This is a genomic window from Bacteroides congonensis (assembly GCF_900130125.1).
GTDB lineage: Bacteria > Bacteroidota > Bacteroidia > Bacteroidales > Bacteroidaceae > Bacteroides > Bacteroides congonensis.
Genome location: NZ_FQXY01000010.1, coordinates 1,458,892 through 1,473,019, shown reverse-complemented (window position 1 = coordinate 1,473,019; position 14,128 = coordinate 1,458,892). Strand labels below are relative to the sequence as shown.

Genomic DNA, 14,128 nt, shown 5'->3' with positions numbered 1-14,128 from the left:
TCATTTTGAATTAAGTATGATTTCCTTCGTTTTATCTGTCTGTCCTTTCGAACTCACCGTTACTTTAACAACGGCTTTCTCGTCCATTCCCAACTTATAGAAACTCCATTCAAAGGGATAAGAAGCGACCCTGCAGGATTTTCCATTACATTCCACCGATACGGACATTTCTTTATCCCTAGCCGGTGCAGTTTCTGCAAACCCATATACAGAATCCCATCCGAATGGTGAACGGATACGGAATAAGAATACCTTGCCGAAAGGTTCTCCCATATCAACCACTTTCATTCCATTCTTTAGTACAGGATAGCGGTTCTCCTTGCGAGGTTCAGCCAAAGGAAACGCCAAAGCCCTGAAACCTTTTCCCGGAACAGACACCCTGACCGTATTTCCAGTCCGGTTTATTTTCATCGTTTTACCTTTTTCGGTGTATTGTACGATATCCCCTTGCCCGACCAACCCGGCAGCCTCATCCAAGCGGATAGTAAGGGATTCTTCCTGTTCGGACTCACCGGATAAAATCACCCAGAAATATTTGTCGGAAACCGCAGTCAGATAGTTTATCGTCGGATTATCCACCTGTACCAACCCTCTCTTTGTCCAAAGTTTCGCCTTGCTGTCTCCGAATATTTTTCCTTTCTCATTCCCGTAGATACGGTTGGTAAACCAGACAAAGCCTTCTTGTTTGCAGAATGGAAAATAAATATTCCCATTGGAACGTTCTATGGCTTCAGACACCAGATAATCCCATGTAAACGCCAGATGGGGCGGAATATGATGATAATAGATAGAACTCACATCCGGGCCCTTATAAGGGAAATCCGGCGACAGGGTTATATCCGTATATCCCGTAGCATAATAGCCCGGATAGTTTGTAAACCGCCCGATCACTCCATTCCGGGCATAAGTCTCGTAAATAGGCTTATGAGTATATTGGTAGAGGCGGAGAAGATGAGGAGTCCAGTTACTCATAAAGACCGGACGCACCTGTTTTCCCTTTGTCCGCAGGAAATAAGTCGATGGCTGTTCAAAACCCAGTCCGACCGGTGAGACAAGCCATTCAGACACTTGCTTCTCTTTCGCATCGTTCGCCACGCGGGGAAATCCCAGACGGTATTTCTCTTTCCCTTTCCACCACAGGTTTGTATTCCCGTCAAAACGGTTTCCCGGATGAATCGTCTGTAAATTCTCTGTTACGGCAGGGAAAGACCTGATTCCCGCAATGGTATTGGAAGCCCCATATTGTGCCGCTTTCAAATATTTCTCGTCTTTTGTCAACTCATACAAGTCGATCAAGTCCCACCACGGAGCATACACGTTCGTATTATAAAAAGCCATCAGTCCTACCGGTTGAGATGAGTTCTTATATATCTGCAAATCTATATACCGGTCGGCTGTGGAAGTGGCCAGCCGTTTCCATTTCTCATCTCCGGTCAGGTTATAAGCGGAGATAGCCTGCACCCAGGAGAGAACTTGCGTAGAATATCCTTTTGTTCTCCTCAATGTATCCCCCGGCAAAGCAATAGAAGACAGCCACGGGTTCAGTCCTCCCAAAAGGCGATGCAAACCTTCATAGTAAGAAGTGTTGAACTGCGAATTAAAAGGGTTGAGCCGGAGTGTTTCAAGCGTTTTGTTGTATCCGCCCGGAACCAGATCCGTAGCCCATCTGTATCCACTCCGGGACAATGTATATTCTATCGTCGGCAAAGAGCGTGACAGATAGAACTCTTCATCTTCCGAAAAGACAGAAGCTGCGATAATAGCCAAAGGGGCAGCGTGCACTACCGTCGGAGCCGTCGCCGGATCTCCTTCAATATCATAGAACCCTTTAAGACCGGCATCCCATCCGCCATACTCTTCATTACGCATCAAATCCAGAATATTGAACATTGCCTCAGTCAGTGATACATCTTTTTGTTTCCTGTAATCTTTCACCTTATATACTTGATCCGAAATATATTCCACCACCTCATTCCAGCCTGCCGGAAGTATGCCCACCACAAACTTGCGTTCAATCACCTGTCCTGCCTTCACGTGGGAGTCCTTCATCCCCATAACGGGAGCAAAGGCCACAGGCTGAACCACATTCTGCTCATTCTTGACAGAAAATCCCATCGGAGAAAAATCCACACTTCCCCATTCTTGCGGGAAAGTCGTATCATCCCCACATATAAATGATGACATTACCCCACCCAAAGGGGTAGTAGACTCCGCAATAGCCAACGGTTGTTGCATCATTGATGAAAGCATCATCACCGGATGCGGAGAAATCCGCTTATACTGAAACATCGGCGGGAGAAGTATATTACTCACATTGGGCTGGGGGACAGGCTGAAAAGCTGAAAGCCCCATACTATACATTCCGTCGGTAGCCGGACGGCAGGACAATCTCACCTCAACATGATTACCTTCGGCGGGCAACGTCCAGTATCCCGTGATAGCAGAACCGTTCTTCGTGATATATTGTACTTCAATACTCCTATTGTCCTTGTTCACCGCTTTCACCGGAATAGCTTCACTGAGCACTCCTGCCACATAAGGATTCAAATAATCCTCGTCAGACTGTACCGTATATTCTTTTCCACCGACAGTAAACGAACGTTTTGACACTGCATTCTTCCAGGAAGGGAAGAACTTATCATTATCTACCGGACTTTGTTCCGCAGTGACAAGAAATACCTTATGGTCTTCCATGGTAGACAAGAAACGACGCCAGATTCCCTTCACCTTGATTTCTGTCCGGCAGGCAATCGCCTGATTGTTCGCTCCGGCTTTTACAAAGCTCACGCGGATATTCGGATTCTCCATATCAGCCACCACCTCCGCATCGGGCGATAATAAAAGCGGGGTAGACACATTATCAAAGCCCGAACCTTTCGTCTCTATCTTAACGGGATTTTTTCTCCACTTTCCCACTTCTTTCCTATCTATCTCATTGGGGTTGATAGAATGATCTTTCACCAACAGGATTGCGTCACATCGACCGAAATTCCTTTTCGTATCATGCAACCGCAATAACACCTGCTTTTTCGCCAGTTGCACACTGCCTGCATTTTCCCAATAAAATCCGACTTTTCCATGTTTTCCGGATTCCTTCATCGGTTTCTCGTCTACACTTAAACGGAACAGACGTGTCCCCGGCAATTTCTCATAATCCGCCGACCTCACCCATACATTATAGTTTCCTTCTTCCATTATATTGACGACCGTAAGCGCGTCAAACTGTCCGTCAAGACTTCCGCCACCGTTCAAACGAAGCATGGCACTCCCCATGCAATCAGCCGACCTGTCCGTTGACCATTTTCCCTTGAATTGAAAAGCCTCGGCCTCAATCAAATATTTATCTTTCTGCGCATACATATCCAATCCTCCAACCGCAAAAAGAAGGGTGCAAACAAGACTCTTTACTATCCAGTGATTTATGTTCATATCCTATTTATATTTTATCTTTAAAACAGTCAATCCATACGCATCAGTCGTTACATTCCAGTTCTCCACCCCGTCTATGGGTGTGGAATAACCTTGATTATCCAGGCAAGCCACGTTTTTCACCCAGATCTTTTTTCCGGGGAACAAACATTCCGTATCCATTTCAATCTGTGAAGTCTGCTTTTCATCATCATTGTTCAGCAAGATAAGGAAAACAGTTTTCTCCTTCCCGTTCACAGCAGTCATATACTCCATAGCCGGATTATCCAGTTTAAATAATCCCGGACGCATTATCAAATCCGCCTTTGTACCAAACACAGTGCCGGGCGCAAAGCCATAAGTCTGATGAGGTCCTACTTTAGGAGTAATAAATCCCCCCGGATAAGTTATCCTGCCATTGGAACGCAGGGATATTTCAGACAATAAATAGTCGGTGATCCATCCCACCTGCCACCAGGCATGATGCGGATAAGGCCCTGCCCCATTATTCATCGAATCCCAATAATAGGAAGCGACTCCCGTTTTCAAATCCACAAACGCATCTCTTCCTATGGCGGCCGCACGTGCCATGTTCAGGAATAACGAGTCTTTTGTCAACCCATACATCCGTACGAACATTCCGGCATGACTGGCCAATAATATCGGTCCGCGATGATTGGCAGAACCAGCCACTCCACCATGCTCGAAACTCAGTCCTACCTGACTGATTTCCCAATCTTTCCGTTCTACCCCTTTCACCCGCTTTACTGCTGACGTCGGTATAGGATGCGTATAAACCGATGCTGTATAAATCTTGGCTGCCGAGACAGCGGCTTCTTTATATTTGTCGTTTTTCGTCACGTTATACAGCTCCAATAAAGCTTGTACACTTTGGGCTGTTGCAAAATCCGGCACAAAACGGGTATCACCGCAAACACCCAGGAAATGTCCTTTCTTCACAGCGTTCTCCACGTACCAGTCTGCTCCTTGTATAGCTGCTTGCAGATATTTTTTGTCTTTCAATATCTCGTAAGCAATCAACAATCCATAAAACGTCGGTCGTAAATCCGCAATATCGGTAAAAGTGGGTTCCAACGTTTTGTTCTCATAAGCCACTTCCCATTGTCCGTTAGGTTTCATCCATTCCAACAAGCGGTCGGCAGCCAGTCTGACGTGCTGTTTCAATTCCTTCTGTTCCGGTTCAAAAAGCAGGATATTACCCATATCCATCAACATATAATAAGTAGTTGCAATGGGTTCGGTATAAGGCCCCCACTCTTCGGTAAACCGTTTGCTTTTATACAAATAATACTGTCCGGCAGAGGAACCATAAAGAAAATCTTTCTCCGCGTGCTGCTGCATCAGTTTAAAGTTCAACGCATACGGCAGTCTTTTCTGTGTCAGGCGAGGATCATCCGTCAATTTTGCCAGCATCCACATAGCTCCGTAATCGGAGTTCTTCATGGCATCTTTCTCCGAATCATACACGCCGCCCAGATAGTCCTGTGCTCCAATCGTCACTCCTTTATATACATGGTTGTGCCATTTGGAAGTGCTGTCATTAGTAAGATATGCGTGCATATCATAAAGCCTTTGTGTCAATGAATACTTTGTCTGTTTCAACTTCAGGAAGTCCGTGAAACGATAAATATCATTTATCGCATGTTTCAATACAGCATACCAATCCGCTTTCTGAATAGTATAGCGGAAAGAGAAAGAAAGGCTGTCCCCTACATTCGCCAATGAATTCTTCTCTCCCAATACAGGATGGTAAAGCGTGGGCGAAAACTCCCCTTCACGATTCATGACCGACAATCCGAGCAACCATTCCGCATGCATCTTTTTATCCTCCGGCCAAGGATCTCTACCTGTACCCGGCTCGGCGGTGACGGCAACGGACACCCCCTTTTTGTCCGTTACCAGTGAGGATAATGTAGAAGCGGTACGTTCTCTTGCCACTACCGGAACGTCAGGGATTCCCTGACCATAGCCATACGCTTGTACAAAGTCCGTGTTTATAGCATTCCCCTGAAATATTCCGGGGACAGTAGCCCATTGGAAATTATATTTGTCTATTGAAACCAGCGAAGGAGTTGCCAAAGAATAATAACCTGCCTTCCTGGGATATACAATAAAATCAACCTTGATATCATTCTGATGAAACGAATCCAGACACCACTTTTCTGTAATCCGCATCGTTTCATTTTCATAGTAGAAACAGATTTCCGTATCGGAAATACGTTTCACGGCAGAAGGTTGATAAACCAGATTCTCCCCTGCTTTATTCATGGCAACAGCGTTAGTGTTCTGCTGCCATGAAGGGATAATGTAACGATATTGCGGAGCCGGGAAAAGAATTTCTTTTCCCGTTTTATCATATAGTTTCTGTGGTGTCGTTTCAGGTTTGGATGAAGCATATAAAACATTGTGCTGATACTTGGCTGTTTCCATAACATCCCAACCGTCCGTTCCCTTCACTTTCAGCGTTTCCAATGCATATCCGCCGGCACCCTTTTTCCATCCGAGCTCAAGTTGGTCGTTAGCCAATCGTACAACGGACTGTTCCTGGGCTGATAAAGCGACAGATAAGCTTAGTGCTAGGCCTGTAGAAAAATATTTAATGAAATTCTTTGGCATCCCTTTCATTTTTACCGGTTATTCTTTAACTACAATATTTAATTTCACTTGCGAATAATTACTTCCGTCATACCAGTCAAATACAGCTTTATAAGTGCCGGGAGTATTGTAAGTATATATGTAATCTCTGGAAGTAACACTATTTAAAGAGACTCCTTTATCGGGAGTGCCTTTTCTGATATAAACAGGCTTGGAGATAACCCAGTCATCATTAGCCGATTTATTAGCACCTCCAGTCAACACTAATTGTTGAAGAGTGACAGTCCAGTTCCGGTTTGTATTTAAACAATCAACCGCTGTCCACCAATCCTTTGTAGCCATCTTCGCTAAATTACTCCTAAATCCTTCCGGAGAAATCAAGTCCATTTCAAACGTTCTGACAATCCAATCATTCCGTTTCTCTACGACTTCCTCTTCATCTTTATGATGAAAAGCTACAAATATGCGGGCATTAGGATCATCACCGGCAGCTTCTTTCAAACTAACTTCACCTGAAGGAGTTTTATCCGCTCCTGTCGAGAAAATGAATTTATCTGATAAATCAATCCATGTAGCAGCTTCTACATGTTCCTTTTCATACACGCCATTAAAATCTGTTGACATTTTAAACCTTAAAAGCTGATCCACATCATAACGCACCCATGTTGAAAAATTCACCACCATGTCATTATCCGCATAGAACCTTTCCCTGAAATCAAAGTTATGTCCGCTTTCCCCTGAATAGAAAACTACATTGTTGGCATTATTCCCCGTCAAACTAAATGTTATAGGCTCTCCCGCCTTACATTCCACCTTATCCGGCAAGACGCTCAACGAAGCGGGAATCTCTTCTTCAACCGTACCTTGTACCTCCACAGTAACTCTCGTCAATCCATGGTCACTGCCATTATACCAGTCGGATGTGGTTTCGAATACAACCTCATAGGTTCCCGGTTTCGTATAAACATACTGGTATTCATCCATCGTGGTACTGATATTCTTCAACGCAACACCCGTATCAGGAGTTGTTTTCCGAACATCAAAAGCCTGTGAAATCACCCAATCGACATTCTTCGGCTGATTAGTTCCCCCATCAATCAATATCTGACTGGTAGAAGAAACATTCCATGTCACTGCCGGATTTTCAAAATCAACCACCTTCCAACCCATAGTAGGCATCGTGGCCAGACTGCTCCGTACCCCTTCGGCAGAAACACAATCAAGCGCAATGGAACGAATAATCCAGTTGTTCTGGCGTGCTTTCTCTTCATCCTCATAACGGAAGGCAACAAACAACCTGGCATCCTCTGCCGCACCGACATACTCTTTCAGATTCACCTCTCCGGAAGGAGTCTGATCATCCCCTACCGAAAAGCGGAACTTGTCAGACAGGTCAATCCATGTAGCAGCTTCCACATTCTCCTTGTCATAAATTCCACTAAAATCAGAAGAAACCAGGAATTTCAGGTTATGATAAATATCTCCATAACGCACCCAAGAATTGAATTTAACCAACAGGTCACCATCCGCATGATATCTTTCCTTATAAGCATAATTATGCCCGACCTCTCCCGAATAGAACACTATATTATCCGGATTTCCGTTCAGTTTGAATGTTACAGGCTCACCCACCTGATAAACCTGTTTATCCAGTGCCACATTCAGCTTCACACTTGGAGCTTCGTCTTCCATGCAGGCAGCCAGCCCCACAAGTAACAAACCGCAATATCTTATTATATTTTTCATGTTCGATTATTTTAAAAAGATAAGAATCAATTACCAGCCCTCATTCTGAGTCATTAGTTTGTTGACGGTAATCTCTGTATTCGGAATCGGGAAGAGGACATTACGGTCTGTCGTATTCTGTCCTACCCTGCTTGCATATTTAAATTCCGATGGAGCAGTCGTTGAAATTTCCGTTCCAAAGGCCTTCATGGTAGCTACATATTCCCCCCAACGAAGCAAGTCAAGCTTACGCTGCCCTTCAAAACACAGTTCTCTAAACCGTTCTTTCTTTACTTCTTCCAGAAAATCCGTCTTTGCCAGATCTGCCGGAAGATCCACTGTGGCATCAGCAGTATGAACCGGCTTCCCATAGGCTCTTCTCCTCACCTGATTGATTGCGTCATACGCTTCATCGGTAGGCCCGTTAACCGCATTCTCCGCCTCAGCTTTCATCAGCAGGACATCACTGTAACGGATAACAGGGAAATTGGTGGAATTGAAGAGCCGCGCTTTCTGTCCTGTTTCATACTCCCTTCTCCATTTTCCCGGATTACGGTTATATATCTGAGTAGCCGAGAACATTACTTTCTTAGTAACCTGAACCACTTCCGTCTCCTGAGTTTCCTCATTGACCTTTGTTTCTTCCACTACATTATAGTAATAAGGGGCAACATTCCAATCCTTGCGCAAATCACCTTCTCCATACGAATCATAAAGCCTTTTAGAAGCCTTCATCGGACCGCCTGAATAACCTATCGACTCGTCACGGCACAGAATACCATTCTCCACTCCTACGGAACCGGCCAAATCTACTGTACCTATTTTGTTGCCATACATACCTATCTCCCAAATACACTCTCCGCTTTCATTGATATCTTGTGAATGATTGATAAAGATTTGCGCATAATCCGGATTCAACTCATGCCTTGCGGAAGTAATCACCTTGTCGGCATATTCCAAAGCATCCGCATAGCGTGTCTCGTCTTTCAACGGTTCACCCGCCATTTTCAGGAACACTCTTGCCAGAACAGCCTGAACACCCGTTTTGCTAATCCGCTCGTTATAACCAAGCGCGTCAATATCAAATACCAGTTTTTCCGCCTCCTGCATATCCTTTACAATCTGCTTGTAAATATCCGCCAACGGCGATTTCGCCAGATAGTTATCATTGGCAGACATTGTAGGAGTAAGTTTCAAGGGCACTTCACCAAAGAAAGAGGTCAGCAGATAATAGAAATATCCTCTCAGGAAAAGAGCCTCTCCCTTCGCCGCTTTCATCACATCCGTCTCCAGTTCTTTACCTTCGACGCTGTATAGCAGAAGATTGGCCCTGTTCACTCCTTCATACAGCACTTCCCAAAAACGTCCGACATCCAGGTCTGCGGCGTCCATTACACCCGCACGGATATTAGTGTTATTGAAGTTATTGGTATAAAAAGACTCGTCACTCAGTACGAATAAGCTGAAAAGCCCCTTACTGTACATTCTTCCGTTTGTGTCAATCAGACGGTTATACACTCCGTTCAACGCCTGCAACAGTTCACTTTCCGTATTATAATAATAATCAGGAGAAACGAAATCAGGTTCTTTATCCAGTATGTTCGAGCAGGAAGTTGCCAGCAGACATACGGTCATCCATAACAATATATTATGCTTCATATATACGGTTTGATTTTAAAGGTTTAAAAAGAAATGTCAACTCCTAATGTCAAAGTTCGCGGTCTTGGATAAGGAGACCAGTCGAAAGAGGGCGTCAAAGCCGTGGGACGAGTGGAAACTTCCGGATCCGGCCCTGAATATTTAGTCCATGTAATCAAGTTCTGCGCAGAGGCATACACTCTCAATGACTTGATGTTTATCTTTTTCAGCCATGCGTTCGGCAGCCTGTATCCTAATGATACCGTTTTCAGGCGCAGGAAAGAACCGTCTTCAATGGTGCGCGACGAATATACGGCCGGCCCTTGTCCACCTATCCGGTAGAGCTCGTTCGTCTGGTTCTCGGGAGTCCAACGGTTTGCAAACGAGGCAAACATGTTAAGTGAAGTACGGGCATTGGGATCGCCCCCTTCAAACTCAATACGGTTGGCATTCAGCACATCACCGCCATAGCTCCATTGGAAGAATACGTTCAAATCAAAATTCTTATACTGGAAGTTGTTGCCAAAACCACCGATATGCTTTGGATTCGGGTTACCGATAATAGTCAGGTCATAGTCGTTCACCACTCCGTCGCGATTGATATCCTTGAATTTGATATCTCCCGGCTGAATCTTCTCACGTGCATTTCCATTATTGGGAACACCGTCTTTCAATATATACGATTCTCCTACCTTATCGAAATCCGTGTACTGGTAAACCCCGTCAAAGATATGTCCGTAGAACATAGCAATCGGATGTCCCGGAATGGCAATATAAGGATAAGCATTATTGAAATTACCCCAGTTCACACGGCTTGCCAGACTCGGTTCATCATCGTTCAATGATAATACCTTGTTACGGTTGAACGAGATATTGAAACTGGAAGTCCAGGAGAATTCTTTCGTCTGTATGTTTTTTGTGTCGATGGTCAATTCAAGTCCTGAATTGGAAACCGATCCTACATTTCTGTAAGCTGACAAATATCCCATGCTCGGCGCTAATGTAGCATTCAGCAGCAGGTCTTTCGTTTTCTTATAGTAGTAATCCGCCGTTAACGAAATCCGGTTGTCCAGGAAAGACATATCCAATCCGATGTTGGTTTGTACGGTAGTTTCCCATTTCAGTTTGGGATTTCCCAACGTTTTCGGCACCACCCCTTTGCCCGGCGTATTACCTGTGCTGTATCCGGAGTCTGCCGTTATCTGCAAGGCTGTCAACGCCGCATAGTCCGTCACGCGGTTGTTACCCGTCGTACCGATACCTGCCCTCAACTTGCCACTACTAATCCATTTTATATTTTTTACGAATTTCTCTTCACCAAATCCCCAAGCAGCGGAAGCGGACGGGAAATAAGCCCAACGGTTATCTTTCGGGAATTTCGACGAACCGTCCGCACGGAATGAAACGGTCAGCAGGTATTTGGACTTATAATTATAATCTGCTCTTCCCAAATAAGAGACCAAGCCGTTGGCTGTCTTGCTGATAGTAGCGGAAGTCAGTTCACCTTCATCTATTCCGGCAATCCCCAGTGCCTCGTTAGGAACATTGATCGCCCTGATTTCATCAATAAACGTACCGTTATCCTGCACGGTAAAACCACCAAGTACTTTCAGGCGATGTCCTTTCTTTAAAGGGACGTCATAAGTCAGCGTATTTTCGTTCAACAGGCTTGTCCGCTCCGTGTTAGTAATCCAACCGTTCACCTTATTGTTACTATAGCGATGTCCACCCCGCGAGTTGGAGTTGAAAAAGACTTCTTTCCGTTGATGTATCTTGTTATATCCACCGGTAATCTTAAGAGTCAGATTCTTCAAAATCTTATATTCAAGATAAGCGTTGCCGATGAAGTTGTAAGTGAATAACGGGTTATACTCGTTCTCGGCTGCCATCAGGGGATTGATACGAAGGTCGGTAGTCGGGTCGGTTGACTCATCATACAAATCGTTCAACAAGTCACTATCGTTGACACCTGCTACCGGACGATATCCCCACAATGCATACATCAAGCTCGCCGTCGGACTGGTCTGCGATTCGGATACAATAGTGCCATATTTCTTTGAATACGTATAGTTGGCATTAATACCCACTTTCATTTTCTTATTGATTGTCTGATCGAGCACAAAACGACCTTGATATTTTTTATAACCGCTGTTCAACATAATACCTTGCTGATCCACCAACGACCCTGAAACAGAATATCTTGTCTTCTCAGTACCGCCTCTGACAGCTAAATTGTGGCTATGTACCAAAGCATCCCTGTACACCTTGTCCTGCCAGTTGATACCTTCGATATTGCGATAATCTTCCAATGTCCTTTCACCAGCCAGATAACGCTTGCTGTAAACGTTGTAGTCCGCTTCCAACTGATAACGTACAAACTCATAAGGGTCAAGCATTTCCTGCTTCTTGATAATCTGCTGTACACCTACCCAGCCACTATATGTCACGGTAGGCGAACTGACCTTTCCTTTCTTTGTAGTCACCAGAATTACCCCATTCGCACCTCTCGCACCATAGATAGCCGTAGCCGACGCGTCTTTCAAAATTTCAATAGACTCGATTTCTTCGGGATTCAGCATATTTCCCACTGCCATCTCCAGTGGAAAGCCGTCCACTACATATAACGGGGAATTATCCTGAGTCACCGAGTTATTACCACGGATGACAATCTGCAAGTCACTGCCCGGCTGTCCGTCGGACGAAGTAACCTGTACACCTGCCACACGCCCTGCAAGACTTTCTTCAAAGTTAAAAACCGGCGCTTTGCGCATATCTTGCACATTCGCCTTCGCGATAGCTCCCGTCAAGTCCTTACGAGGGCCGGAACCATATGCAGTAATCACTACCTCATCCAGCAATTCTGAGACGGCACGCAAGCGAACAGTCAGCTTCTTTCCATCCGCTACCGTCACTGTCTGCTTTTCGTATCCAATAAAAGAAATCTCCAAGTTTATATTATCCCCATCTACCCGGATAGAAAAATTCCCATCCAAGTCACTGATAGTACCCACACTTTTCCCGGCGACCGCCACAGAAGCCCCGATAATAGGCTCTCCTGTTTCAAAATCAATCACCGATCCAACTACCGTCCGCGTTTTTGCCTGTTGGGCAATCGCCACACTGTTCATTTTTGAAACATCCTCTGCCGAATATACTACAGAAGAAAAGGAAACAGATAAATACACAAGACTACAGCATCTAATGTACCACTTCGCTTTTGAAATAATTGCGTTCTTCATGGTGCAATACTTAATTTCTCGTTAACAATTTAAATGGTATATCTAAGTTTTCAATCTTAGCAACTGGTCTACTCTGGTCTGCTAGACTTTGCAAACATAGCGATTATTTATTAAACTCCAAATAAATTTAAAGAAAAAAGTATAATCATTCTTGCCGGATGCCCTGGGAAGCCCATAAACAAAGGAAAGTACAGTTTTATTTTTTTTCAGAAGTAGAAATAAAGAAAAGCGGGACACACCTCTTTAATATAGAAAAGGCTATGTCCCGCAAATAATCCGATACGAGAAAACGAGGTTTCAACTCGTCTTTCTAAGAGAAGATTCCCTGATATTCAGTTTGGCATCCAGAATGATTGACTTCGAAAGCATTTTATCTTCATTATTGATATTATGCTTGATTTGCTCCAGTAATAATTGCGCGGCATTCCGCCCCATCTCAAAAGTAGGCTGCTCCACACTAGTCAGATTGGGTTCCACAATAAATGCCGCTTTCGATTCGGAAAAACCGACTACCGCCATATCCTCCGGTATTCTGATTCTGTTTTTCTGAAGAGTTTTCATCGCCCCTATCGCCACCGGATCGTTCACCGCAAAGATTCCATCCGGCATTTTCTCCATTTCAAGAATCTGGTGAGCCGCCATTATTCCTTTCTCCATCATTATTCCGCAGTCGATAATCAAAGATTCATCAACCGCCAAGCCATACTTCCGCAAGGCATCCATATATCCACTCTTGCGTTTCTGCGCGATAAGCAAATCCTCAGAGCCTGCCAAATGGACAATCCGGCTACACCCCTGCCGGATCAAATGTTCGACTGCAGCAAAAGCCCACTTATAATCGTCAATAACCACATGGGGGGCATTCAACCCCGCACAAATCCGGTTGAAGAAAACCACCGGAAAATTATTCCGGATCAAATCAGAGAAGTAACTGGTGTTTTCCGATTCCTGAGTAACCGAAATCAGAAAGCCATCTACCATCTGCGCTTCCAATGCCTTCATATTCCGCAATTCATTCTCATGCGATTCATTAGACTGCATTATCAGCACATGATACCCTTCGGGATTCAGCACACTCTGAATGCCCATAATCACTTCAGAGAAGAAAGAATTGACAAATTCAGGGACAATCACTCCGATAAACATGGACTGGCTTTGTTTCAGGCTCAGAGAAATCGGATTCGGCTTATAATTCCACTTTTCCGCAAGCTCCAGAACAGCTTTGCGTGTCTCAGGATTCACATCCCATTTATCACACAAGGCTCTGGAAACAGTAGAAGTCGAAATCTTCAATTCCTTGGCCAAATCCTTGATAGTCACTCTTGGTTTACTCATAAACTGCTCCTCATTCTAAAAAATTTCCCGAATATAATCAAATTCCGGTAATTGGAAGGTTAAAACTCCAAGAGTTTAATTTCGGGAACGTTTGCGGTAACGTTCCCGATGATTTATATTCCGAATTGCTTGTTTATCTGTAGAATCGAAAATATATTTGCTGCCGG

The 14,128-nt window shown here is 44.5% G+C and carries 6 protein-coding genes; all 6 read right to left on the bottom strand.

Annotated features, from left to right (window positions below; genetic code table 11):
- On the bottom strand, nt 1-3,429 hold the full coding sequence (locus BQ7997_RS16685) for a hypothetical protein (protein WP_073347304.1): 3,429 nt from the start codon (nt 3,427-3,429) through the stop codon (nt 1-3).
- A 3-nt stretch (nt 3,430-3,432) separates the two neighbouring features.
- The gene (locus tag BQ7997_RS16680) at nt 3,433-6,045 is read right to left on the bottom strand and encodes a glycoside hydrolase family protein (protein ID WP_073347485.1); all 2,613 of its coding nucleotides are present in this window, start codon (nt 6,043-6,045) and stop codon (nt 3,433-3,435) included.
- An 18-nt stretch (nt 6,046-6,063) separates the two neighbouring features.
- Nucleotides 6,064-7,770 carry a DUF5017 domain-containing protein gene (locus BQ7997_RS16675; RefSeq protein ID WP_083589274.1) on the bottom strand — a complete coding sequence of 569 codons (1,707 nt, stop codon included), beginning with the start codon at nt 7,768-7,770 and terminating at the stop codon, nt 6,064-6,066.
- A gap of 30 nt (nt 7,771-7,800) precedes the next feature.
- On the bottom strand, nt 7,801-9,408 hold the full coding sequence (locus BQ7997_RS16670) for a RagB/SusD family nutrient uptake outer membrane protein (protein ID WP_073347302.1): 1,608 nt from the start codon (nt 9,406-9,408) through the stop codon (nt 7,801-7,803).
- A 23-nt stretch (nt 9,409-9,431) separates the two neighbouring features.
- Nucleotides 9,432-12,626, bottom strand: a complete 3,195-nt coding sequence (locus tag BQ7997_RS16665) for a SusC/RagA family TonB-linked outer membrane protein (RefSeq protein WP_083589273.1) — start codon at nt 12,624-12,626, stop codon at nt 9,432-9,434.
- A 297-nt stretch (nt 12,627-12,923) separates the two neighbouring features.
- Nucleotides 12,924-13,961, bottom strand: coding sequence for a LacI family DNA-binding transcriptional regulator (locus BQ7997_RS16660; protein WP_073347300.1), 1,038 nt, complete (start codon nt 13,959-13,961; stop codon nt 12,924-12,926).
- Between the last annotated feature and the right edge of the window lie 167 nt (nt 13,962-14,128).